This is a genomic window from Mixta sp. Marseille-Q2659 (genome assembly GCF_940807255.1).
Lineage (GTDB): Bacteria > Pseudomonadota > Gammaproteobacteria > Enterobacterales > Enterobacteriaceae > Mixta.
In genome coordinates this window covers 1-21,989 of sequence record NZ_CALNWY010000017.1, presented here as the reverse complement: position 1 = coordinate 21,989, position 21,989 = coordinate 1, and the positions used below count along the sequence as shown (strand labels likewise).

At 53.8% G+C, this 21,989-nt stretch carries 21 protein-coding genes and 1 tRNA gene; 20 read left to right on the top strand and 2 right to left on the bottom strand.

What is annotated here, in order from left to right:
- Positions 1–24: 24 nt before the first annotated feature.
- A complete protein-coding gene (locus tag P3C52_RS13100) occupies positions 25–1,308 on the bottom strand; it encodes a citrate synthase (protein ID WP_275555434.1) in 1,284 nt (427 codons plus the stop codon).
- A gap of 623 nt (positions 1,309–1,931) precedes the next feature.
- Here P3C52_RS13100 and sdhC point away from each other — a divergent pair.
- The 8 genes from sdhC (at position 1,932) to sucD (ending at position 11,574) form a co-directional block, all read left to right on the top strand.
- Positions 1,932–2,321: a succinate dehydrogenase cytochrome b556 subunit gene (sdhC, locus tag P3C52_RS13095; RefSeq protein ID WP_275555433.1), complete on the top strand. Its 390-nt coding sequence runs from the start codon at positions 1,932–1,934 to the stop codon at positions 2,319–2,321.
- The gene (gene sdhD / locus P3C52_RS13090) at positions 2,315–2,662 is read left to right on the top strand and encodes a succinate dehydrogenase membrane anchor subunit (protein ID WP_275555432.1); all 348 of its coding nucleotides are present in this window, start codon (positions 2,315–2,317) and stop codon (positions 2,660–2,662) included. Before sdhC ends, sdhD begins: the two co-directional genes overlap by 7 nt.
- A 2-nt stretch (positions 2,663–2,664) precedes the next feature.
- Entirely contained in the window at positions 2,665–4,431 is a 1,767-nt protein-coding gene (sdhA, locus tag P3C52_RS13085; protein WP_275555431.1) for a succinate dehydrogenase flavoprotein subunit, read from the top strand.
- Between the two features lie 17 nt (positions 4,432–4,448).
- Complete coding sequence (locus tag P3C52_RS13080) at positions 4,449–5,165, top strand: succinate dehydrogenase iron-sulfur subunit (RefSeq protein ID WP_275555430.1); 717 nt, start codon at positions 4,449–4,451, stop codon at positions 5,163–5,165.
- A gap of 257 nt (positions 5,166–5,422) precedes the next feature.
- Positions 5,423–8,230, top strand: coding sequence for a 2-oxoglutarate dehydrogenase E1 component (sucA, locus tag P3C52_RS13075; protein ID WP_275555429.1), 2,808 nt, complete (start codon positions 5,423–5,425; stop codon positions 8,228–8,230).
- A 13-nt stretch (positions 8,231–8,243) separates the two neighbouring features.
- On the top strand, positions 8,244–9,464 hold the full coding sequence (odhB, locus tag P3C52_RS13070) for a 2-oxoglutarate dehydrogenase complex dihydrolipoyllysine-residue succinyltransferase (protein WP_275555428.1): 1,221 nt from the start codon (positions 8,244–8,246) through the stop codon (positions 9,462–9,464).
- Between the two features lie 68 nt (positions 9,465–9,532).
- Positions 9,533–10,699 carry an ADP-forming succinate--CoA ligase subunit beta gene (gene sucC, locus P3C52_RS13065; protein ID WP_275555427.1) on the top strand — a complete coding sequence of 389 codons (1,167 nt, stop codon included), beginning with the start codon at positions 9,533–9,535 and terminating at the stop codon, positions 10,697–10,699.
- Positions 10,699–11,574, top strand: a complete 876-nt coding sequence (sucD, locus tag P3C52_RS13060) for a succinate--CoA ligase subunit alpha (RefSeq protein ID WP_085067580.1) — start codon at positions 10,699–10,701, stop codon at positions 11,572–11,574. Before sucC ends, sucD begins: the two co-directional genes overlap by 1 nt.
- Before the next feature lie 47 nt (positions 11,575–11,621).
- Here sucD and P3C52_RS13055 read toward each other — a convergent pair whose 3' ends face one another.
- On the bottom strand, positions 11,622–11,807 hold the full coding sequence (locus P3C52_RS13055; RefSeq protein ID WP_275555425.1) for a hypothetical protein: 186 nt from the start codon (positions 11,805–11,807) through the stop codon (positions 11,622–11,624).
- Positions 11,808–12,651: 844 nt separating this feature from the next.
- Between P3C52_RS13055 and cydA the strand changes: the two genes are divergently transcribed.
- The 12 genes from cydA (at position 12,652) to P3C52_RS12995 (ending at position 21,988) form a co-directional block, all read left to right on the top strand.
- Positions 12,652–14,220 (top strand): cytochrome ubiquinol oxidase subunit I, encoded by a 1,569-nt coding sequence (gene cydA, locus P3C52_RS13050; protein WP_275555423.1) that lies wholly within the window; start codon positions 12,652–12,654, stop codon positions 14,218–14,220.
- An 11-nt stretch (positions 14,221–14,231) separates the two neighbouring features.
- Positions 14,232–15,371 carry a cytochrome d ubiquinol oxidase subunit II gene (gene cydB, locus P3C52_RS13045; protein WP_275555422.1) on the top strand — a complete coding sequence of 380 codons (1,140 nt, stop codon included), beginning with the start codon at positions 14,232–14,234 and terminating at the stop codon, positions 15,369–15,371.
- A 14-nt stretch (positions 15,372–15,385) separates the two neighbouring features.
- Positions 15,386–15,496 carry a cytochrome bd-I oxidase subunit CydX gene (gene cydX, locus P3C52_RS13040; RefSeq protein ID WP_275555421.1) on the top strand — a complete coding sequence of 37 codons (111 nt, stop codon included), beginning with the start codon at positions 15,386–15,388 and terminating at the stop codon, positions 15,494–15,496.
- Complete coding sequence (ybgE, locus tag P3C52_RS13035) at positions 15,496–15,789, top strand: cyd operon protein YbgE (protein ID WP_275555420.1); 294 nt, start codon at positions 15,496–15,498, stop codon at positions 15,787–15,789. Before cydX ends, ybgE begins: the two co-directional genes overlap by 1 nt.
- 219 nt (positions 15,790–16,008) lie before the next feature.
- The gene (ybgC, locus tag P3C52_RS13030) at positions 16,009–16,413 is read left to right on the top strand and encodes a tol-pal system-associated acyl-CoA thioesterase (protein ID WP_275555419.1); all 405 of its coding nucleotides are present in this window, start codon (positions 16,009–16,011) and stop codon (positions 16,411–16,413) included.
- Positions 16,410–17,096, top strand: a complete 687-nt coding sequence (gene tolQ / locus P3C52_RS13025; protein WP_275555418.1) for a Tol-Pal system protein TolQ — start codon at positions 16,410–16,412, stop codon at positions 17,094–17,096. The genes ybgC and tolQ overlap by 4 nt, the downstream gene beginning before the upstream one ends.
- A 13-nt stretch (positions 17,097–17,109) precedes the next feature.
- The gene (tolR, locus tag P3C52_RS13020) at positions 17,110–17,538 is read left to right on the top strand and encodes a colicin uptake protein TolR (RefSeq protein ID WP_038627352.1); all 429 of its coding nucleotides are present in this window, start codon (positions 17,110–17,112) and stop codon (positions 17,536–17,538) included.
- A 31-nt stretch (positions 17,539–17,569) separates the two neighbouring features.
- Positions 17,570–18,838 (top strand): cell envelope integrity protein TolA, encoded by a 1,269-nt coding sequence (gene tolA / locus P3C52_RS13015; RefSeq protein WP_275555417.1) that lies wholly within the window; start codon positions 17,570–17,572, stop codon positions 18,836–18,838.
- Between the two features lie 247 nt (positions 18,839–19,085).
- A complete protein-coding gene (gene tolB, locus P3C52_RS13010) occupies positions 19,086–20,381 on the top strand; it encodes a Tol-Pal system beta propeller repeat protein TolB (RefSeq protein WP_275555416.1) in 1,296 nt (431 codons plus the stop codon).
- Between the two features lie 45 nt (positions 20,382–20,426).
- Positions 20,427–20,951 (top strand): peptidoglycan-associated lipoprotein Pal, encoded by a 525-nt coding sequence (pal, locus tag P3C52_RS13005; RefSeq protein WP_275555415.1) that lies wholly within the window; start codon positions 20,427–20,429, stop codon positions 20,949–20,951.
- 9 nt (positions 20,952–20,960) lie between these two features.
- Positions 20,961–21,749 carry a cell division protein CpoB gene (gene cpoB / locus P3C52_RS13000; protein ID WP_275555414.1) on the top strand — a complete coding sequence of 263 codons (789 nt, stop codon included), beginning with the start codon at positions 20,961–20,963 and terminating at the stop codon, positions 21,747–21,749.
- Positions 21,750–21,912: 163 nt separating this feature from the next.
- Positions 21,913–21,988: transfer RNA gene (locus tag P3C52_RS12995), tRNA-Lys, on the top strand.
- Position 21,989 lies beyond the last annotated feature (1 nt).

Genomic DNA, 21,989 nt, shown 5'->3' with positions numbered 1-21,989 from the left:
AGGCCCTTTTTTGCTATCCGATATTTACTTCGGCAGCTTAGATTCAAACTCACGCTGATCGTAACCGGTGTAGAGCTGACGCGGACGGGCAATTTTCATGCCTTCGTCGTGCATCTCTTTCCAGTGTGCAATCCAGCCAACGGTACGCGCCATGGCGAAAATCACGGTGAACATGGAAGAGGGGATGCCCATCGCTTTCAGAATAATGCCAGAGTAGAAATCGACGTTCGGATAGAGTTTGCGTTCAATGAAATAGGGATCGTTGAGCGCAATATGTTCCAGCTCCATCGCCACTTCCAGCAGATCATCCTTCATACCCAGTTCATTTAACACTTCATGACAGGTATCACGCATCACGGTTGCGCGCGGATCGTAGTTTTTATAGACGCGATGGCCAAAGCCCATCAGGCGGAAAGAGTCATTTTTATCTTTCGCGCGTCTTACGAATTCTGGAATATGATCTTTATGGCTGATCTCTTCCAGCATGCGCAGGCAGGCTTCGTTCGCGCCGCCGTGCGCCGGTCCCCACAGCGAAGCGATACCTGCTGCGATACAGGCGAACGGGTTAGCGCCGGAAGAACCCGCGGTACGGACGGTAGAAGTAGAGGCGTTCTGCTCGTGGTCAGCATGCAGGATCAGAATACGATCCATTGCGCGTTCCAGAATCGGGTTAACCTTATACTCTTCGCACGGCGTGGCGAACATCATATGCAGGAAATTACCGGCATAGGAGAGATCGTTGCGCGGGTAAACAAACGGCTGGCCGATAGAGTATTTGTAACACATGGCGGCCACGGTCGGCATCTTAGAGAGCAGACGGAAAGCCGCGATCTCACGGTGACGCTCAATATTCACGTCCAGCGAGTCATGGTAGAACGCCGCCAGCGCGCCGGTAACGCCACACATCACCGCCATCGGATGGGAGTCGCGACGGAAACCGTGGAACAGACGGGTAATCTGCTCATGAATCATGGTATGGCGCGTAACCGTGGTGCGGAATTCTTCAAACTGTTCTGGCGTCGGTGCTTCGCCGTTCAGCAGGATATAGCAGACTTCCAGGTAGTTTGAGTGAGTGGCGAGTTGATCAATCGGGTAGCCGCGATGGAGCAAAATGCCTTCATCACCATCAATATAGGTGATTTTGGATTCGCAGGACGCAGTAGAGGTAAAACCAGGGTCAAACGTAAACAGACCCTTTGAGCCCAGGCTTCGGACATCAACAACGTCCTGACCCAGCGTGCCTTGTAGCACGTCCAGCTCAACAGGAGCTTCACCGTCCAGGGTGAGCGTCACTTTTTTATCAGTCATTTACAGTCTCCTTAGCGCCATATTTGTAGGATCTTTGACACCGAAATTACCATCATGCTGCGAATTGCGTGAAGTAATTGCAGACTATCAGCTCTGTGACATGTTTTGCGTGCAGGGTACAGAGTGACGGGCGCGGTCGGAAAGTTTCCGGCAGCCACGATGCTAATGCGTTCTGTGGTTGTTAAAGATCCGTTCTGGTCATTATGAATCTTAATTAATAACCTGATGCGTTTAGCATTTTATTTCAATACTGTTACATAACTTGAGTTTAGGGGAAAGTGTATCCCCATAACTTTTGCGCATCATAGGACTTTTGTGCGTTAGTTTGTAACTGAATTGTTGAACTATTGTCAAATCAGTTAATTAAATTTGTTTAAAATATGAAAATCGTGAGGTGGATCACTGTTCCACTTAAATCTTGCTAAAGCGTTTGTAGAGGAATTGTAATGAGAATGTGATCGTCCTATACTGCCGCCAGGTCTCCGGAATACCCTGACACCAGGAGCCACCCAGCGTTTTACCGCTTCAATTAACACTGGATGTTGCTGTAATGGTGCCGGTGAAAAAGTCCCCCTAAGGCTTTCCACCTTCAGGCCCGGAGGAAGCAAAATAAGAAAAGCTGTGTGGGCAAAACCGTGAAAAAACAAAGACCTGTCAACTTGGATCTCACTACGATCCGGTTTCCCGTTACTGCAATAGCGTCCATTCTCCACCGCGTTTCCGGCGTCATTAGTTTTGTAGCCGTCGGTATTCTGCTCTGGCTACTGGGTCTCTCGCTCTCCTCTCCCGAAGGCTTCCAACAGGCAACCGCCGTAATGAACAGCTTTTTTGCTAAGTTCATTATGTGGGGCATCCTTACTGCGCTAGCCTGGCATACCATTGGTGGTTTCCGCCATATGTTGATGGACTTCGGTTATCTGGCAGAAACACAGCGCGTAGGCAACAGCTCTGCGCGTATCGGTTTTGGTATTACTGTCGTGCTTTCAATTCTGGCTGGAGTCCTCGTATGGTAAGCAATGCTACTGCTCTGGGGCGCAATGGCGTGCAGGACTGGCTGCTGCTGCGTGCTACTGCAATCCTCATTACGCTCTACACCTTATATATCCTCGGCTTCATTATTGTGTCAGATACTCTGACTTACGATATCTGGCGCGCCTTCTTCGCCTCTTCCTTTACCAAGGTCTTTACGCTGCTGACGCTGTTTTCCACCGTTATTCACGGCTGGATCGGCATGTGGCAGATATTGACGGATTACATTAAACCTCTGGCATGGCGCCTGCTGTTACAGCTGGCTATTGTTGTTGCACTGTTGGTTTATGCGATTTATGGAACTGTTGTGGTGTGGGGTGCGTGATAATGAATTTGCCAGTCAGAGAGTTTGATGCCGTAGTAATCGGGGCAGGCGGCGCAGGTATGCGCGCGGCCCTACAGATTTCCCAGTCGGGCCAGAGCTGCGCCCTGCTGTCAAAAGTTTTTCCGACGCGTTCCCATACCGTTTCCGCGCAGGGCGGCATTACCGTTGCGCTGGGTAACACCCATGAAGATAACTGGGAATGGCATATGTACGATACCGTCAAAGGTTCCGACTATATCGGCGACCAGGACGCGATCGAATATATGTGTAAAACCGGCCCGGAAGCGATTCTGGAACTGGAACATATGGGCCTGCCATTCTCCCGCCTGGAGGATGGGCGCATTTACCAGCGTCCGTTCGGCGGCCAGTCGCGTAACTTCGGCGGCGAGCAGGCGGCGCGTACCGCTGCTGCTGCTGACCGTACCGGCCATGCGTTGCTGCATACGCTCTATCAGCAGAACCTGAAAAACAAAACCACCATTTTCTCCGAATGGTACGCGCTGGATCTGGTGAAAAACCAGGATGGCGCTGTCGTAGGCTGCACCGCTTTAAGCATTGAAACCGGCGAAGTGGTTTACTTCAAAGCGAAAGCGACGGTCCTGGCGACCGGCGGCGCAGGCCGTATCTATCAGTCCACCACCAATGCGCATATCAATACCGGCGACGGTGTTGGCATGGCGCTGCGCGCTGGCGTGCCGGTGCAGGATATGGAGATGTGGCAGTTCCACCCAACTGGTATCGCTGGCGCGGGCGTGCTGGTGACCGAAGGTTGCCGTGGCGAAGGCGGTTACCTGCTGAATAAACATGGCGAACGCTTTATGGAGCGTTACGCGCCGAACGCCAAAGATCTGGCGGGTCGTGACGTTGTCGCCCGTTCAATGATGATTGAAATTCGTGAAGGCCGCGGCTGCGAAGGTCCGTGGGGCCCGCATATTAAACTGAAGCTGGATCATCTGGGTAAAGAAGTGCTGGAGTCGCGTTTGCCTGGCATTCTTGAGCTGTCACGGACTTTTGCACACGTCGATCCGGTGAAAGAGCCGATTCCGGTTATCCCGACCTGCCACTATATGATGGGCGGTATTCCGACCAAAGTCAGCGGCCAGGCGCTCACCCTGAATGAAAAAGGTGAAGATGTTGTGGTGCCGGGCCTGTTCGCCGTGGGCGAAATTGCCTGTGTATCGGTGCATGGCGCCAACCGCCTCGGCGGCAACTCGCTGCTGGACCTGGTGGTATTCGGTCGCGCCGCCGGTCTGCATCTGCTGGAGTCTATCCAGGAGCAAGGCCCGCTGCGCGATGCGACGCCGGAAGATATCGATGCGGCGATGGCGCGCTATCACCGCTGGGATAACAACACTACCGGCGAAGATCCGGTTGAGATCCGCAAAGCGCTGCAAAGCTGCATGCAGAACAACTTCTCCGTATTCCGCGAAGGCGACGCAATGGCGAAAGGCCTGGAAGAGCTGCGTCAGATCCGTGAGCGTCTGAAACTCGCGCGTCTCGACGATCGCTCCAGCGATTTCAATACCCAGCGCATCGAATGCCTGGAGCTGGATAACCTGATGGAAACCGCGTTTGCGACCGCTGTAGCCGCCAACTACCGCACCGAGAGCCGCGGTGCCCATAGCCGTTTTGACTACCCGGAACGTGACGATGAGAACTGGCTGTGCCATTCGCTCTATCTGCCGCAAACCGAAAGCATGACGCGCCGTGAGGTGAACATGCAGCCGAAACTGCGCGCCGCTTTCCCGCCGAAAGTGCGTACCTACTAATTTGTGGAGCAGAGACGATGAGACTCGAATTTTCCATTTATCGTTATAACCCGGATGTGGATGCCGCGCCGCGCATGCAGGATTACAGCCTGGAAGCGGAAGATGGACGCGACATGATGCTGCTGGACGCGCTGATTAAGCTGAAAGAGAAAGATCCGACGCTGGCTTTCCGTCGTTCCTGCCGCGAGGGCGTTTGCGGCTCCGACGGCCTGAATATGAACGGCCGCAACGGTCTGGCCTGCATCACGCCGGTTTCGGCGCTGGGTAACGGCAAGAAAAAAATTGTTATCCGTCCGCTGCCGGGTCTGCCGGTGGTGCGCGACTTAGTCGTGGACATGGGACAGTTCTACAAGCAGTATGAGAAGATTAAGCCTTACCTGTTGAATAATGGTGAAAATCCGCCCGCGCGCGAGCATTTGCAAACGCCGGAAGATCGCGCACATTTGGATGGGTTATATGAATGTATCCTGTGCGCCTGCTGCTCAACCTCTTGCCCGTCGTTCTGGTGGAACCCGGACAAGTTTATCGGACCGGCTGGCTTGTTGGCATCGTATCGCTTCCTGATCGATAGCCGCGATACGGAAACCAATGCGCGTCTGGACGATCTCAGCGATGCTTTCAGTGTATTCCGCTGCCACAGCATCATGAACTGTGTCAGCGTTTGTCCAAAAGGGCTGAACCCAACGAAAGCTATCGGCCATATCAAGTCGATGCTGCTGCAGCGTAACGCATAACGGCACTGCCATCCGGGAACCCAGGTTCCCGGATGTTTTACGGAGACCCTGGTAAGGTCTGTCACGGCGTCGGTGAAAAACTTTACCAAGGTTCCCTTACGGGCCAGGGCATCGCTTGCCCACCGCGCTCGTATCGATGAACTGGATCTGGCTGCGCCACGCACTCGGTAAGCGAATGCGGGACGCAGCGTTGGGCAAGCCGGTACGCCGGCAACAATGAAACCTCGAAAAAAGCATGTAATGCTTAAGGGATCACAATGCAGAACAGCGCAATGAAGCCCTGGCTTGACTCTTCCTGGCTGGCCGGCGCGAACCAATCTTACATAGAGCAGCTCTATGAGGATTTTCTCACCGATCCTGACTCTGTTGATGCTGTATGGCGCGACATGTTCCAACAGCTTCCTGGCGCCGGGCTCAAGCCGGAGCAGTTCCACTCCTCCACACGCGACTATTTCCGTCGTCTGGCGAAAGATACTTCTCGCTATGCCGCCTCTGTTGGCGATCCTGATGCCAATGCCAAGCAGGTTAAAGTCTTACAGCTGATTAACGCCTACCGCTTCCGTGGTCATCAGCACGCTAACCTCGATCCGCTGGGATTATGGCAGCAGGAGCAGGTATCCGATCTCGATCCGGCGTTCCATGGCCTGAGCGAAGAGGATTATCAGGAAACCTTCAACGTCGGTTCTTTCGCTATCGGCAAAGATCGCCTGCAGCTGGGCGAGCTGATTAATGCCCTGAAGCAAACCTACTGCGGCCCTATCGGCGCGGAATATATGCATATCACCAACACCGAAGAGAAACGCTGGATTCAGCAGCGCATCGAATCGGTAGTGGGTCATGCCGCATTCTCGTCTGAAGAGAAAAAAGGCTTTCTGAAAGAGTTAACCGCGGCGGAAGGGCTGGAGCGTTATCTGGGCGCCAAATTCCCTGGCGCAAAACGTTTCTCGCTGGAAGGCGGCGATGCGCTGGTGCCGATGCTGCGCGAGATGATTCGTCACGCGGGTAAAAACGGTACGCGCGAAGTTGTGCTGGGTATGGCGCACCGCGGTCGTCTGAACGTGCTGATTAACGTACTGGGTAAAAAGCCGCAGGATCTGTTCGACGAATTCGCTGGCAAGCATAAAGAACATCTCGGCACCGGTGACGTGAAATACCATATGGGCTTCTCGTCCGACGTGGAAACCGAAGGCGGCATGGTTCACCTGGCGCTGGCGTTTAACCCGTCGCACCTGGAGATCGTCAGCCCGGTGGTGATGGGTTCAGTACGCGCCCGTCTCGATCGTCTGGATGAGCCGGTAAGCAATAAAGTGCTGCCGATTACCATTCACGGCGATGCAGCGGTTATTGGCCAGGGCGTGGTGCAGGAAACCCTGAACATGTCACAGGCGCGCGGTTATGAAGTGGGCGGTACGGTACGTATCGTAATTAACAACCAGATTGGTTTTACCACTTCTAACCCGAAAGACGCCCGCTCAACACAATACTGTACCGACATCGGCAAAATGGTGCAGTCGCCGATTTTCCATGTGAACGCGGATGACCCGGAAGCGGTTGCTTTTGTCACGCGCCTGGCGCTCGATTTCCGTAACAACTTTAAGCGCGACGTCTTTATCGACCTGGTTTGCTATCGCCGCCACGGCCATAACGAAGCGGATGAGCCAAGCGCAACCCAGCCGGTGATGTACCAGAAAATCAAAAAGCATCCGACGCCGCGTAAAATCTACGCTGACCGTCTGGAAGCTGAGCAGGTGATCAATCTGGAAGATGCGACGGAAATGGTTAACCTTTACCGTGACGCACTGGATGCGGGCGAATGCGTGGTGCCGGAATGGCGTCCGATGAGCCTGCACTCCTTTACCTGGTCGCCGTATCTCAACCATGAGTGGGATGAAAGCTACCCGGAAAAAGTTGAGCTGAAGCGTTTGCAGGAACTGGCTAAACGCATCAGCCAGGTGCCGGAATCGGTGGAAGTGCAGTCGCGTGTCGCAAAAATCTATAACGATCGCGCAGAAATGGCGGCGGGTAATAAACTCTTTGACTGGGGCGCAGCGGAGAACCTTGCTTACGCTACGCTGGTAGACGAAGGGATTCCGGTGCGCATTTCCGGCGAAGACTCCGGTCGCGGCACCTTCTTTCATCGCCATGCGGTTATTCATAATCAGGCGAACGGCTCGACTTATACGCCGCTGCAGCATATTCACAACGGTCAGGGCCAGTTTAAAGTCTGGGACTCCGTGCTGTCGGAAGAAGCAGTGCTGGCATTTGAATATGGCTACGCTACCGCTGAGCCCCGTACGCTGACCATCTGGGAAGCGCAGTTCGGCGATTTCGCCAACGGCGCGCAGGTGGTTATCGACCAGTTCATCAGCTCTGGTGAGCAGAAATGGGGCCGGATGTGCGGCTTGGTAATGCTGCTGCCGCACGGCTATGAAGGTCAGGGCCCGGAACACTCTTCGGCGCGTCTGGAGCGTTATCTCCAGCTGTGCGCAGAGCAAAACATGCAGGTTTGCGTGCCGTCGACGCCGGCGCAGGTTTATCACATGCTGCGTCGTCAGGCATTACGCGGTATGCGCCGTCCGCTGGTAGTGATGTCGCCGAAGTCGCTGCTGCGTCATCCGCTGGCAGTCTCCTCGCTGGAAGAACTGGCGAGCGGTAGCTTCCTGCCAGCCATTGGCGAAGTTGACGATCTCGATCCGAAAGCAGTCAAACGCGTGGTGTTGTGTGCCGGTAAGGTCTATTACGATCTGCTGGAACAGCGCCGCAAAAATGAACAAAACGATGTTGCCATCGTGCGTATTGAGCAGCTCTATCCTTTCCCGCATAAAGCGGTCCAGGAAGCGCTGCAGCCTTATGCGCACGTCCATGATTTCGTTTGGTGTCAGGAGGAGCCGCTGAATCAGGGTGCGTGGTATTGCAGCCAGCATCACTTCCGTGAAGTGATTCCTTTTGGTGCTTCTTTACGTTATGCCGGACGTCCGGCTTCCGCTTCACCTGCTGTAGGTTACATGTCTGTACACCTGAAACAGCAGCAAGACCTGGTTAATGACGCGCTGAACGTTGATTAAATAAGGAAAGATAATGAGTAGCGTAGATATTCTCGTTCCCGACCTGCCTGAATCTGTTGCTGATGCCACTGTAGCAACCTGGCATAAAAAACCGGGCGATGCGGTAAGCCGCGATGAAGTTCTGGTAGAAATCGAGACCGATAAAGTTGTGCTGGAAGTGCCTGCCTCCGCCGACGGCGTACTGGAAGCCGTGTTGGAAGAGGAGGGCGCAACCGTGACCTCGCGTCAGGTGCTGGGTCGCCTGAAAGAGGGCAACAGCGGCGGCAAAGAGACCACTGCCAAAGCGGAAAGCAACGAATCGACGCCTGCGCAGCGCCAGACCGCTTCGCTGGAAGAAGAGAGCAACGATGCGCTGAGCCCGGCGATCCGTCGTCTGATCGCGGAACATAACCTGGATGCCTCCGCGATTAAAGGCACCGGCGTTGGCGGCCGTCTCACCCGGGAAGATGTGGAAAAACATCTGAAACAGCAGCCTGCCGCTGCGAAAGCTGAGCCGAAAGCCGCCGCCGCCGCCGCGCCGCAGCCGCTGGCTGGCCGTAGCGAAAAACGCGTGCCGATGACGCGTCTGCGTAAACGCGTAGCTGAGCGTCTGCTGGAAGCGAAAAACAGCACCGCGATGCTGACCACCTTCAACGAAGTGAACATGAAGCCGATCATGGATCTGCGCAAGCAGTACGGCGATGCCTTCGAGAAGCGTCACGGCGTGCGTCTGGGCTTTATGTCCTTCTATATCAAAGCGGTAGTCGAAGCGCTGAAACGCTACCCGGAAGTGAACGCGTCCATCGATGGCGATGATGTGGTTTACCACAACTATTTCGATGTCAGCATCGCCGTCTCCACGCCGCGCGGCCTGGTAACGCCGGTTCTGCGTGACGTTGATACGCTGAGCATGGCGGATATCGAGAAGAAAATTAAAGAGCTGGCGGTCAAAGGCCGTGACGGCAAGCTGACGGTAGAAGAGCTGACCGGCGGTAACTTTACCATCACCAACGGCGGCGTATTCGGTTCGCTGATGTCCACGCCGATCATCAACCCGCCGCAGAGCGCTATCCTGGGCATGCACGCCATCAAGGATCGTCCGATGGCTGTTAATGGTCAGGTTGTGGTGCTGCCAATGATGTATCTGGCGCTCTCTTATGACCACCGTCTGATCGATGGCCGCGAATCCGTCGGCTATCTGGTAGCGGTAAAAGAGATGCTGGAAGATCCGGCGCGTCTGCTGCTGGACGTTTAATGTTGCCGGGCGCGGTTCTGCCGCGCCCAACCTTATTAATCTTTTCAGACCTGAATGGATAGAACATCATGAACTTACACGAGTACCAGGCGAAACAGCTGTTTGCACGGTATGGCTTACCGGCACCAACCGGTTACGCCTGCACTACGCCACGTGAAGCGGAAGAAGCAGCCTCTAAAATTGGCGCAGGCCCGTGGGTAGTAAAATGTCAGGTTCATGCCGGTGGCCGTGGTAAAGCGGGCGGTGTGAAAGTCGTTAACAGCAAAGAAGAGATCCGTACTTTTGCTGAAAACTGGCTGGGTAAACGTCTGGTTACTTACCAAACGGATGCGGAAGGGCAGCCGGTAAACCAGATTCTGGTTGAAGCCGCTACCGATATTGATAAAGAACTCTACCTCGGTGCCGTGGTTGACCGTAGCTCACGTCGCGTGGTGTTCATGGCTTCCACCGAAGGCGGCGTGGAAATTGAAAAAGTGGCGGAAGAAACCCCGCACCTGATTCATAAAATGGCGCTGGATCCGTTAACCGGTCCGCAGCCTTACCAGGGCCGCGAGCTGGCGTTTAAGTTGGGTCTGACCGGCAAACAGGTAAACCAGTTCACCAAAATTTTTATGGGTCTGGCGACCATGTTCTTGGAGCGCGACCTGGCGCTGGTTGAGATCAACCCGCTGGTGATTACCAAACAGGGCGACCTGATCTGTCTCGACGGCAAACTGGGCGCCGACGGCAACGCGATGTTCCGTCAGCCTGAACTGCGCGAAATGCGCGATCCGAGCCAGGAAGATCCGCGCGAAGCGCATGCAACGCAGTGGGAACTGAACTACGTTGCGCTGGAAGGTAATATCGGCTGTATGGTAAACGGTGCCGGTCTGGCGATGGGCACCATGGACATCGTGAAACATCACGGCGGCCAGCCAGCCAACTTCCTCGACGTCGGCGGCGGCGCGACCAAAGAGCGCGTTACCGAAGCCTTTAAAATCATCCTGTCTGACGACGCGGTAAAAGCGGTATTCGTGAATATCTTCGGCGGCATCGTACGCTGTGACCTTATTGCCGACGGCATCATCGGCGCGGTCGCTGAAGTCGGCGTCAACGTACCGGTAGTGGTACGTCTGGAAGGAAACAACGCTGAGCTGGGCGCACAGAAACTGGCGGACAGCGGTCTGAACATTATTGCAGCAACCAGCCTGACCGACGCGGCCCAACGCGTTGTTGCTGCAGCGGAGGGTAAATAATGTCCATTTTGATCGACAAAAACACCAAAGTGATCTGCCAGGGTTTCACCGGCGGTCAGGGTACTTTCCACTCTGAGCAGGCGCTGGCCTATGGTACGCAGCTGGTTGGCGGCGTAACGCCGGGCAAAGGCGGCACCACCCATCTCGGCCTGCCGGTATTCAATACCGTGCGCGAAGCGGTAGAAGCGACCGGCGCGACGGCATCCGTGATCTATGTACCGGCGCCGTTCTGTAAAGACGGGATTCTGGAAGCGATCGATGCGGGCATTAAGCTGATTATCACCATTACCGAAGGTATCCCGACGCTGGATATGTTGACGGTAAAAGTGAAGCTGGATGAAGCGGGCGTGCGTATGATCGGTCCGAACTGTCCGGGCGTGATTACCCCAGGCGAATGCAAGATCGGCATTATGCCGGGCCACATTCATCAGCCGGGTCGTATCGGTATCGTTTCCCGTTCCGGTACGCTGACTTATGAAGCCGTTAAGCAGACCACGGATATTGGCTACGGCCAGTCTACCTGCGTAGGTATCGGCGGCGACCCGATTCCAGGATCCAACTTTATCGACATTCTGCAGATGTTCCAGGACGATCCGCAGACCGAAGCCATCGTGATGATCGGTGAAATCGGCGGCAGCGCAGAAGAAGAAGCGGCAGCCTACATTAAAGAACACGTCACCAAACCGGTTGTGGGCTACATTGCTGGCGTTACTGCGCCGAAAGGCAAGCGTATGGGCCACGCTGGTGCAATCATTGCTGGCGGCAAAGGCACCGCGGATGAAAAATTTGCTGCGCTGGAAGCGGCCGGCGTGAAAACCGTTCGTAGCCTGGCAGATATTGGCGACGCAGTAAAAGCAGTACTCCCTCTAAAATAATCTGTGTCAGATTATTCGACATATTGGCCACCTTCGGGTGGCCTTTTTTATGCGCCGCGTAGCAGCTTGCTGGCTGCTTCTGTTGCTTCTGTTGCTTCTTTCGTATTCTTTACTTCTGCTTCTGCTTCTGCTTCTGCTTCTGCTTCTGCTTCTGCTTCTGCTTCTGCGGTGAGGTGAGGTGAGGTGAGGTGAGGTGAGGTGGAGTAGTTCTCCTTACTGCAGCTATTGCTCATCAACTATGTTCCGGGATTCAGCCTTCACAGGCTTCACGCCTGTTTCTGTTTCCAGACCTATGGTTTAGGGCCTCGCCTAAGATAGTTAACCCCCGGCTTTTCACTTCAAAACCTGCTGTCCTTTATTACGATTAAGAACCTCAAATAAGATCGACCTGAAAGAATCAGGGCGCTGTTTTTACTGAGTCGATAAAATTGGCATATTTATTGCGAATTTTAATGTTAAAAATAAAAACCTCTATGGTTTAAATTTTGTTAATTTAATTTCCGGTGAATTAGCCTCAATGATTTTTATCTGTTGAGTTAACGCATGAAAGAAAGCTTTGTTTTACGTATTGGATAACAACATATAAGGTATTATTTATCTATTAATTTAAATTAATATTAATAACGGAGCTATTTTAGAACATAAAATTAACCATCATTTAACTTATGAGTTAAATTGAGAGTTTATATTTAACCTTTTTAGCTCTTTGTATATAACTATATGATATTTAAGCTTTATATTCCTGGTTGGTCTTGCCTGGAATAAATTGCGTTGCATCATATTGGTTCCTGTAACTCGTTCAGGTTAAACCTGAATCCAGATCAAAAAAATTTCTTGCAGCTCACACTAATTTCGCTTTACCGTATCGTTTGTAAGGGTATGATATTGTCGTCTCAATGGTAATGAGTTATTAACTCTTTTTCCTTTGCTGCGGCGGTCATCTCTTTCTTTGTCCGTTAATCAGCAAAATAAAAATAACGTTTCTTTTTAATAGCAATAAGCATGTCGCTATTTGCCGTTTGTCGCGGCAAATAAACATCATGCTTCAACGCTTTCTGGAAAAAGCTAGGGGTTAAGATGTTTGATATCGTCGAACTGTCGCGTTTACAGTTTGCCCTGACGGCGATGTACCACTTCCTGTTTGTGCCGCTAACGCTGGGTATGGCGTTTCTGCTGGCCATCATGGAAACCGTCTATGTCCTGTCGGGTAAACAGATCTACAAAGATATGACCAAATTCTGGGGCAAGTTGTTTGGCATCAACTTCGCTCTGGGTGTCGCTACCGGCCTGACTATGGAATTCCAGTTCGGCACCAACTGGTCTTACTATTCCCACTACGTCGGCGATATTTTCGGCGCCCCGCTGGCCATTGAAGGTTTGATGGCGTTCTTCCTTGAATCGACCTTTGTCGGCTTGTTCTTCTTTGGCTGGGATCGCTTGGGCAAAGTGCAGCATATGGCTGTGACCTGGCTGGTGGCGCTGGGCTCCAACCTTTCCGCGCTCTGGATCCTGGTGGCTAACGGCTGGATGCAGAATCCCATCGCTTCCGAATTCAACTTTGAAACCATGCGTATGGAGATGGTGAGCTTCTCCGAACTGGTGCTTAACCCAGTTGCGCAGGTGAAATTCGTGCATACCGTCGCGGCTGGCTATACCACCGGCGCGATGTTTATTCTTGGCATCAGCGCTTATTACCTGCTGCGCGGACGCGACACCGCATTCGCTAAGCGTTCCTTCGCTATCGCAGCCAGCTTTGGTATGGCGGCGGTGCTGTCCGTTATTGTGCTGGGTGATGAGTCCGGCTACGAAATGGGCGACGTCCAGAAAACCAAGCTCGCAGCCATCGAAGCAGAATGGGAAACTCAGCCCGCGCCGGCCGCCTTCACCCTGTTCGGCCTGCCAGATCAGCTGACGCAGGAAAACAGCTATGCGATTCAAATCCCTTATCTGTTGGGTCTGATTGCCACGCGATCGGTCGATCGGCCGGTGACCGGCCTGAAAGATCTACTGGCGCAGCATGAGGTGCGTATTCGCAACGGGATGAAAGCCTATGCGTTGCTCGAAGAGCTTCGCGCTGGTAATGCCGATCCGGCAGTACGCGAAGCCTTTAACGGCCATAAGCAGGATCTTGGCTATGGCCTGTTGCTGAAGCGCTATACGCCTAACGTTACCGATGCGACCGAAGCGCAGATTAAGCAGGCAACGCAGGATTCTATCCCGCACGTTGCGCCGCTCTATTTCTCCTTCCGCATTATGGTGCTGTGCGGCGTGTTGATGCTGGGCATTATCGGCCTGTCGTTCTGGAGCGTGATCCGTAACCGTATCGGTAAAAACCGCTGGCTGCTGAAAGCGGCGCTGTACGGTATTCCGCTGCCCTGGATCGCCGTGGAAGCGGGCTGGTTCGTGGCGGAATATGGCCGCCAGCCGTGGGCGATTGGCGAAGTGCTGCCGACTGCGGTAGCTAACTCCACCTTAACCGTGGGTGACCTGCTGTTCTCAATGGGGTTAATTTGCGGCCTCTATACGCTCTTCCTGGTGGTTGAGATGTATCTGATGTTCAAATTTGCTCGCCTGGGCCCCAGCAGCCTGAAAACCGGACGCTATCACTATGAGCAGTCCACAGTCGCCTCGCAGCCGCTGCAGTAAAGGAGTCAGCCATGTTGGATTATGAAGTTGTACGTTTTATCTGGTGGCTGCTGATCGGTATTTTGCTGATTGGTTTCGCGGTCACCGACGGGTTTGATATGGGCGTCGGTATGCTGTCGCGCATTCTTGGTCGTAGCGATACCGAACGCCGCATTATGATTAACAGCATCGCGCCGCACTGGGACGGCAACCAGGTGTGGCTGATTACCGCTGGCGGCGCACTGTTTGCCGCCTGGCCGATGGTTTACGCCGCTGCCTTTTCCGGTTTCTATGTGGCGATGATTCTGGTGCTGGCCTCGCTGTTCTTCCGTCCGGTTGGGTTTGATTACCGCTCCAAGATCGAGGATATGCGCTGGCGCAAGCTGTGGGACTGGGGCATTTTTATCGGCAGCTTCGTACCGCCGCTGGTGATTGGCGTGGCGTTCGGTAACCTGCTGCAAGGTGTGCCTTTCCATGCCGATGCCTATATGCGTTTGTACTATACCGGCAATTTCTTCCAGCTGCTGAATCCGTTTGGCCTGCTGGCGGGTGTGGTCAGTCTGACCATGATCCTGACCCAGGGCGCTACCTGGCTGCAAATGCGTACCAACGGCGAATTACAGCTGCGCGCGCGCGCCACGGCGCAAATCTGCGCCTTGATTATGCTGGTGGCGTTTGCCCTCGCAGGTGTTTGGGTGGTTTACGGTATTGATGGCTACGTGGTAACCAGCGCGATGGATCATGCGGCGGCGTCTAATCCATTAAATAAAGAAGTAGCGCGTGAAGCGGGCGCCTGGCTGATTAATTTCAACCAGCATCCGGTGCTGTGGCTGATTCCGGCGCTGGGCGTAATTTGCCCGTTGTTCACCGTGCTTTTCTCACGCATGGAGAAGGGCGCCTGGGCCTTCCTGTTCTCTTCGCTGACGCTGGCCTGCGTCATTCTTACCGCTGGCGTGGCGATGTTCCCGTTCATCATGCCATCCAGCACGCAGCCGAACATGAGCCTGACGCTGTGGGATGCCACGTCCAGCCTGCTGACGCTGAAGCTAATGCTGTACGTGGCGATGGTTTTCGTTCCGATTATCCTTATTTACACCAGCTGGTGTTACTACAAAATGTTCGGGCGTATCACCAAAGAACATATTGAAAGCAACACCCATTCACTCTATTAACGGAGGCGTTAAGCATGTGGTATTTTGCCTGGATTCTTGGAACGCTGCTGGCCTGCGCCTTTGGAATTATCACCGCGCTGGCGCTGGAGCATGTAGAAGAAAGCGCGCAGCAGGATAAAGCCTGATGCGTCAGCGGCTGCAACAGCTGTATGCCATTATGGATAAGCGCCCGTTACGGGCGCTTTCTCTGGTGCTGGCTTTGCTGCTGGCAGGCTGTTTGTTTTGGGATCCGACGCGCTTTGCCGCCAGCACCAGCGCATTATCTGTCTGGCAGGGATTTTTGCTGATGTGGGCGGTCTGTGCTGGTGTCATTCATGGCGTTGGCTTTCGCCCTCATCGTGTTCGCTGGCAAACGTTCTTTTCGCCATTGCTGGCCCTGATTGTGCTGGCGTCAGGCGCGCTGTTCTTTATCTGGTAATTTTTCTCAACGCCTGCCTCTTTCGGCAGGCGCTTTCGCCAATGAAAATTTACGTCAGCAAATCTCCAGTTAGATCCGCTTTCTGCAAGAAATAATCACGAAGTTTTTGTCAATAGTTTCCATTCGATAATTATTTTCTCAGCGCTCCGGTGACCCATTCCAAACCCGTTTGCACTTGCGTATAGTAGCAACGTTTAAAAAGCATTACCGGGATGTAAAGTGAGTACAACGCTGTTTCGATGGCCGGTGCGTGTTTACTACGAAGACACGGACGCCGGTGGTGTGGTTTACCACGCCAGCTATATCGCTTTTTATGAACGAGCGCGTACAGAAATGCTGCGCCAGCATCATTTCAACCAGCAATCGTTGCTTGAACAGCAGATTGCCTTTGTCGTGCGTCGAATCACGGTTGATTATATTGCTGCTGCGCGGCTGGATGATATGCTTGAGGTGCAGAGCGAGGTAACGTCAATGAGCCGTGCGACTATGACTTTTACGCAACGTATCGTTAACGCAGAAGGCAAATTGCTCAATGAAGCAGAAGTCCTTATTGCCTGTATCAACCCACACCTAATGAAGCCGATAGCGCTTCCCAAGTCTATTGTCGCGGAGTTCAAGCAGTGACTGACATGAATGTTCTTGATTTGTTCCTGAAGGCAAGCCTTCTGGTTAAACTTATCATGCTGATTTTGATTGGGTTTTCTATTGCTTCATGGGCAATTATCATCCAGCGCACCCGCATTCTTAACGCGGCAGGTCGCGAAGCGGAAGCGTTTGAAGATAAGTTCTGGTCGGGCATTGAGCTTTCCCGCCTGTACCAGGAAAGCCAGTTGCGCCGTGATGAGCTGAGCGGCTCGGAGCAGATCTTCTACGCCGGTTTTAAAGAGTTCGCCCGTCTGCATCGTGCTAACAGTCATGCGCCGGAAGCAGTAGTGGAAGGTGCCAGCCGTGCGATGCGCATTTCAATGAACCGTGAACTGGAAAGCCTGGAAAACCACATTCCTTTCCTTGGCACCGTGGGCTCTATTAGTCCTTATATCGGCCTGTTCGGTACCGTTTGGGGCATCATGCACGCCTTTATCGCGCTGGGCGCGGTAAAGCAGGCGACGTTGCAAATGGTTGCGCCAGGTATCGCCGAAGCGCTGATCGCGACTGCGATCGGTCTGTTTGCCGCTATTCCTGCCGTCATGGCCTATAACCGCCTGAACCAGCGCGTAAACAAGCTGGAGCAGGGGTATGACAACTTTATGGAAGAGTTTACGGCCATCCTGCACCGTCAGGCGTTCTCCAGCGAGAATAAAAAGTAAGCAGAGGTGACGTATGGCCAGAACGCGTGGTCGCGGTCGTCGCGATCTGAAATCTGAAATAAATATCGTTCCGCTGCTGGACGTATTGCTGGTGCTGCTGCTGATTTTTATGGCGACGGCACCGATTATCACCCAGAGCGTTGAGGTCGATCTGCCGGACGCCACGGATTCCAAAACGGTATCCAGCGATGATAACCCGCCGGTGATTGTAGAAGTCTCCGGTGTTGGGCAATACAGCCTGGTTGTCGATCACGATCGTATGGAGCAGTTGCCTTCAGAGCAGGTGGTGGCGGAAGCACAGCGCCGACTGGAAGCGAATCCGAAAACGGTGTTTCTGATTGGCGGCGCGAAAGATGTGCCCTATGACGAAATCATCAAGGCGCTGAACCTGCTGCATCAGGCGGGTGTGAAATCAGTCGGCCTGATGACGCAGCCAATTTAATCATTCCGTAACCGTTTTTTGGGAACCGAGCGTGTCGAAGGCATCCGAACAAAACGATAAGTTAAAACGCGCGATAATCATCTCGGTAATACTGCATATCATACTGATTGCATTACTGATTTGGAGTTCGTTTAACGAAAAAATCGAGGCCAGCGGCGGCGGTGGCGGCAGCGATATTGATGCCGTCATGGTCGATCCGGGCGCGGTGGTTGAACAATATAACCGCCAGCAAAATCAGCAAAGCGACAGTCGCCGTGCGGAACAGCAGCGTCAAAAACAGGCGCAGCAACAGGCGGAAGAGCTACAGCAAAAGCAGGCCGCAGAACAGCAGCGGCTGAAAGAGCTGGAAAAAGAGCGTCTGCAGGCGCAGGAAGAGGCGAAAAAGCAGGCGCAGGCGCAGGCGGAGCAGCAGCGTCAGGCCGCCGAAGCGACGAAACGCGCTGAAGAACAGCAAAAAGCGGCGGAAGCCGCGGCGGCGAAAGCCAAAGCGGAAGCGGCGGAGCAGGCAAAAGCCGCCGCTGCCGAAGCCAAAGCGAAAGCCGCAGCTCAGGCCAAAGAAAAAGCGGAAGAACAGGCGAAGGCCGCTGCCGCAGAAGCGAAGAAAAAAGCGGAAGAACAGGCGAAAGCCGCGGCGGAAGCAAAGGCTAAAGCAGATGCTGAAGCCAAAGCACAGGCGGCTGCTGAGGCCAAAGCCGAGGCGAAAGCGAAAGCAGCGCAGGAAGCCAAAGCAAAAGCCGCTGCTGAGGCGAAAGCCAAAGCGGCGGAAGAGGCCAAAGAGAAAGCGGCCGCTGAGGCAAAAGCAAAAGCCGATGCGAAAGCAAAAGCCGCCGCTGACGCTAAAGCCAAAGCAGCCGCCGAAGCGAAAGCGAAAGCCGCCGCTGACGCGAAGAAAAAAGCGGCGGCGGAAGCGGCCAGCGACAGCAGTGCGGTAGACGATCTGCTGGGCGGCCTGACCTCCGGTAAGAATGCGCCGAAAACCGGTCAGTCCAGCGGTGCGGCGGGGCAGGGTACGCAGAAAAAATCGGGCGCGTCTGGTGCGGCGATTGACAGCTATCTGGGCCAGGTAAAAGGCGCGATAGAAAGTAAATTCTATGATGCCGACACCTTTAAGGGACGCACCTGTGATGTCCGTATTAAGCTGGCGCCCGATGGTTTGCTGATTTCGGCCACGGCGGCGGGCGGCGATGCGGCACTGTGTCAGGCGGCCATTAACGCGGCGCGCATGGCGCATATGCCAAAACCGCCGAATCAGGATGTCTGGCAGGCAGTAAAAAATGCCACGCTGGAATTCAAGCCGTAAGAATGCAGTAACAAATGGCAGGTTGAACTATGGTTAGCTTGCCGTACTCTGTATGGTCTTATATTGGTCATACTTCACGTTGCAGGGTGTTAACCGCACTCACGCATTCCGGTCGCTTACTTAACAGGCGTTCCGTGAACGCATGAGCTGTCGCCTTTCTGCCACGTAAATGAGTGACCATATAGTTAACCGTCGTCAGGAACAGTGCGAATTATCATGAACATGGCGTTCAGATAAGGGAGAGAAAATGAAGCAGGCTCTACGTGTAACCTTAAGCTTTTTTCTTCTTCTGTGGGCAGCAATGCTGCACGCAGAAGTGCGCATCGAAATCACCCAAGGGGTGAATACGGCGCGTCCGATTGGTGTTGTCCCGTTTAAGTGGGATGGACCGGGCGCGGCGCCGGAAGATATTGGCGGCATTATCGCTGCCGACTTACGCAACAGCGGTAAATTTAATCCGCTGGATCGTTCTCGCCTGCCGCAGCAGCCAACCAGCGCCGCAGAAGTACAGCCTGCCGCCTGGACCGCGCTCGGTATTGACGCCGTGGTCGTGGGACAAATCCAGCCGGGCGCCGACGGTAGTTATACCGTTTCTTACCAGCTGGTTGATACTTCTGGCTCGCCGGGCACCGTGCTGGCGCAGAACCAGTATAAAGTCACGAAACAGTGGCTGCGTTATGCGGCGCATACCGCCAGCGATGAATCTTTTGAAAAGCTGACCGGTATTAAAGGCGCGTTCCGTACCCGTATCGCGTATGTTGTGCAGACCAACGGCGGTCAGTTCCCGTATGAACTGCGCGTGGCGGATTATGATGGCTACAACCAGTTTGTCGTGCATCGCTCGCCGCAGCCGCTGATGTCCCCGGCCTGGTCGCCGGACGGCAGCAAAGTGGCCTATGTTACCTTTGAAAGCGGTAAATCGGCGCTGGTCATTCAGACATTGGCAAACGGTGCTATTCGTCAGGTTGCTTCTTTCCCGCGTCACAACGGCGCCCCGGCTTTCTCGCCGGACGGCTCTAAGCTGGCGTTTGCGCTGTCTAAAACCGGCAGCCTGAATATTTACGTTATGGACATCGGCTCTGGTCAGATTCGCCAGGTTACCGACGGCCGCTTTAACAGCACTGAGCCGACCTGGTTCCCGGACAGCCAGAACCTGGCCTATACCTCTGACCAGGCCGGTCGTCCGCAAATTTATAAAGTTAATGTCAATGGCGGCGCACCGCAGCGTATTACCTGGGAAGGTTCACAGAACCAGGACGCAGACGTTGCTACTGACGGCAAATCTATGGTGATGATTAGCACCAACGGCGGCGCTCAACACGTCGCCAGACAGGATCTGGAAACGGGAGCCGTTCAACAATTAACGGACACGTTCCTGGATGAGACGCCAAGTCTCGCACCTAACGGCACGATGGTAATCTATAGCTCTACTCAGGGGATGGGTTCCGTGTTGCAGTTGGTTTCGACAGATGGGCGTTTCAAAGCGCGTCTTCCGGCTACTGATGGACAGGTCAAATTCCCTGCCTGGTCGCCGTATCTGTGATGCATGTGTAAATATGTATAGCAAACTTAAAACAGGATTTTAGAAATGCAACTGAACAAAGTGCTGAAGGGTTTAATGCTGGCTCTGCCGGTCATTGCTGTGGCTGCATGTAGCTCGCACAAGAACAACGACAACGACCAGACCAACGGTATGGGCGGCGCTGACGGTGCTTACGGCAACGGTATGAACGGCAACGGCAACATGTCTTCTGACGAGCAGGCACGTCTGCAGATGCAGCAGCTGCAGCAGAACAACATCGTTTACTTTGACCTGGACAAGTATGACATCCGTTCTGACTTCGCTCAGATGCTGGATGCGCATGCCGCTTTCCTGCGTAGCAACCCGTCTTACAAAGTGACCGTTGAAGGTCATGCGGATGAGCGCGGTACGCCGGAATACAACATCGCACTGGGCGAGCGTCGTGCTAACGCCGTGAAAATGTACCTGCAGGGCAAAGGCGTTTCTGCCGACCAGATCTCTATCGTTTCTTACGGTAAAGAGAAGCCTGCGGTACTGGGTCATGACGAAGCGGCGTACTCCAAAAACCGTCGTGCCGTCCTGGTATACTAAGAGACTCACATGATTAGTAGCTTCAGACCTCACTTGTTGAGTCTGTCGTTACTGATTGGCATAGCGGCCCCCTGGGCCGCTAATGCCCAGGCTTCAATCAGTAACGTCGGCTCCGGCTCGGTAGAAGACCGTGTCACCTCTCTTGAGCGCATCTCAAATGCACAGGCTCAGCTTCTTCAGCAGCTCCAGCAGCAGCTTAACGCCACGCAAAGCGATATAGATTCGCTGCGCGGTCAGATCCAGGAAAACAGCTACCAGCTGAACCAGGTGGTTGAGCGGCAGAAACAGATTTATCAGCAAATTGACAGCCTGAGCAGCGGCGCGTCGGCCAGTAGCGGCGCAGCGGCCTCTGGCGGCGACACGGCAGCGGCAACACCAGCACCAGCGGCGGATGCGTCAACCAGCACCGCACCGGTGCAAAGCGGCGATGCCAATACTGATTACAACAGCGCTGTAGCATTGGTGCTGGAAAAGAAACAGTACGATCAGGCTATCGCGGCATTTCAGGCTTTTGTGAAGAAATATCCTGATTCAACCTATCAGCCGAACGCCAACTACTGGCTTGGGCAGTTGAATTACAACAAAGGCAAAAAGGACGATGCGGCTTATTATTTCGCCACCGTGGTGAAAAATTATCCTAAATCGCCGAAAAGCTCGGAAGCCCTGTATAAGGTCGGCGTGATCATGCAGGACAAAGGTGATACCGCCAAAGCGAAAGCGGTTTACCAGCAGGTGATTAAGCAGTATCCAAACACCGAAGCGGCCAAACAGGCGCAAAAGCGTGCAGCAAGCCTGTAATTGCGTTATATCGACCAGATTTCGCTGGATTTCTGGTCTTAACGCATGAAAGGTAAGCAGTTAAACCGTTGCGGGGAAAATAGTGGTTGCGCTGGAAATGTAAATCAGTAATATATGCCGCCGTTGACGAGGCATAAGTAATTATGTTTCGGATGGCAAAAGTGGGTCGTTAGCTCAGTTGGTAGAGCAGTTGACTTTTAATCAATTGGTCGCAGGTTCGAATCCTGCACGACCCACCAA

Excerpts from the sequence above, each read along its gene's own strand:
- P3C52_RS13100 (WP_275555434.1), bottom strand. The coding sequence starts at position 1,308 with ATGACTGATAAAAAAGTGACGCTCACCCTGGACGGTGAAGCTCCTGTT.
- sdhD (WP_275555432.1), top strand. The coding sequence starts at position 2,315 with ATGGTAAGCAATGCTACTGCTCTGGGGCGCAATGGCGTGCAGGACTGG.
- sdhA (WP_275555431.1), top strand. The coding sequence starts at position 2,665 with ATGAATTTGCCAGTCAGAGAGTTTGATGCCGTAGTAATCGGGGCAGGC.
- P3C52_RS13080 (WP_275555430.1), top strand. The coding sequence starts at position 4,449 with ATGAGACTCGAATTTTCCATTTATCGTTATAACCCGGATGTGGATGCC.
- sucA (WP_275555429.1), top strand. The coding sequence starts at position 5,423 with ATGCAGAACAGCGCAATGAAGCCCTGGCTTGACTCTTCCTGGCTGGCC.
- odhB (WP_275555428.1), top strand. The coding sequence starts at position 8,244 with ATGAGTAGCGTAGATATTCTCGTTCCCGACCTGCCTGAATCTGTTGCT.
- sucC (WP_275555427.1), top strand. The coding sequence starts at position 9,533 with ATGAACTTACACGAGTACCAGGCGAAACAGCTGTTTGCACGGTATGGC.
- sucD (WP_085067580.1), top strand. The coding sequence starts at position 10,699 with ATGTCCATTTTGATCGACAAAAACACCAAAGTGATCTGCCAGGGTTTC.
- P3C52_RS13055 (WP_275555425.1), bottom strand. The coding sequence starts at position 11,807 with ATGAGCAATAGCTGCAGTAAGGAGAACTACTCCACCTCACCTCACCTC.
- cydA (WP_275555423.1), top strand. The coding sequence starts at position 12,652 with ATGTTTGATATCGTCGAACTGTCGCGTTTACAGTTTGCCCTGACGGCG.
- cydB (WP_275555422.1), top strand. The coding sequence starts at position 14,232 with ATGTTGGATTATGAAGTTGTACGTTTTATCTGGTGGCTGCTGATCGGT.
- cydX (WP_275555421.1), top strand. The coding sequence starts at position 15,386 with ATGTGGTATTTTGCCTGGATTCTTGGAACGCTGCTGGCCTGCGCCTTT.
- ybgE (WP_275555420.1), top strand. The coding sequence starts at position 15,496 with ATGCGTCAGCGGCTGCAACAGCTGTATGCCATTATGGATAAGCGCCCG.
- tolR (WP_038627352.1), top strand. The coding sequence starts at position 17,110 with ATGGCCAGAACGCGTGGTCGCGGTCGTCGCGATCTGAAATCTGAAATA.
- tolB (WP_275555416.1), top strand. The coding sequence starts at position 19,086 with ATGAAGCAGGCTCTACGTGTAACCTTAAGCTTTTTTCTTCTTCTGTGG.
- pal (WP_275555415.1), top strand. The coding sequence starts at position 20,427 with ATGCAACTGAACAAAGTGCTGAAGGGTTTAATGCTGGCTCTGCCGGTC.
- cpoB (WP_275555414.1), top strand. The coding sequence starts at position 20,961 with ATGATTAGTAGCTTCAGACCTCACTTGTTGAGTCTGTCGTTACTGATT.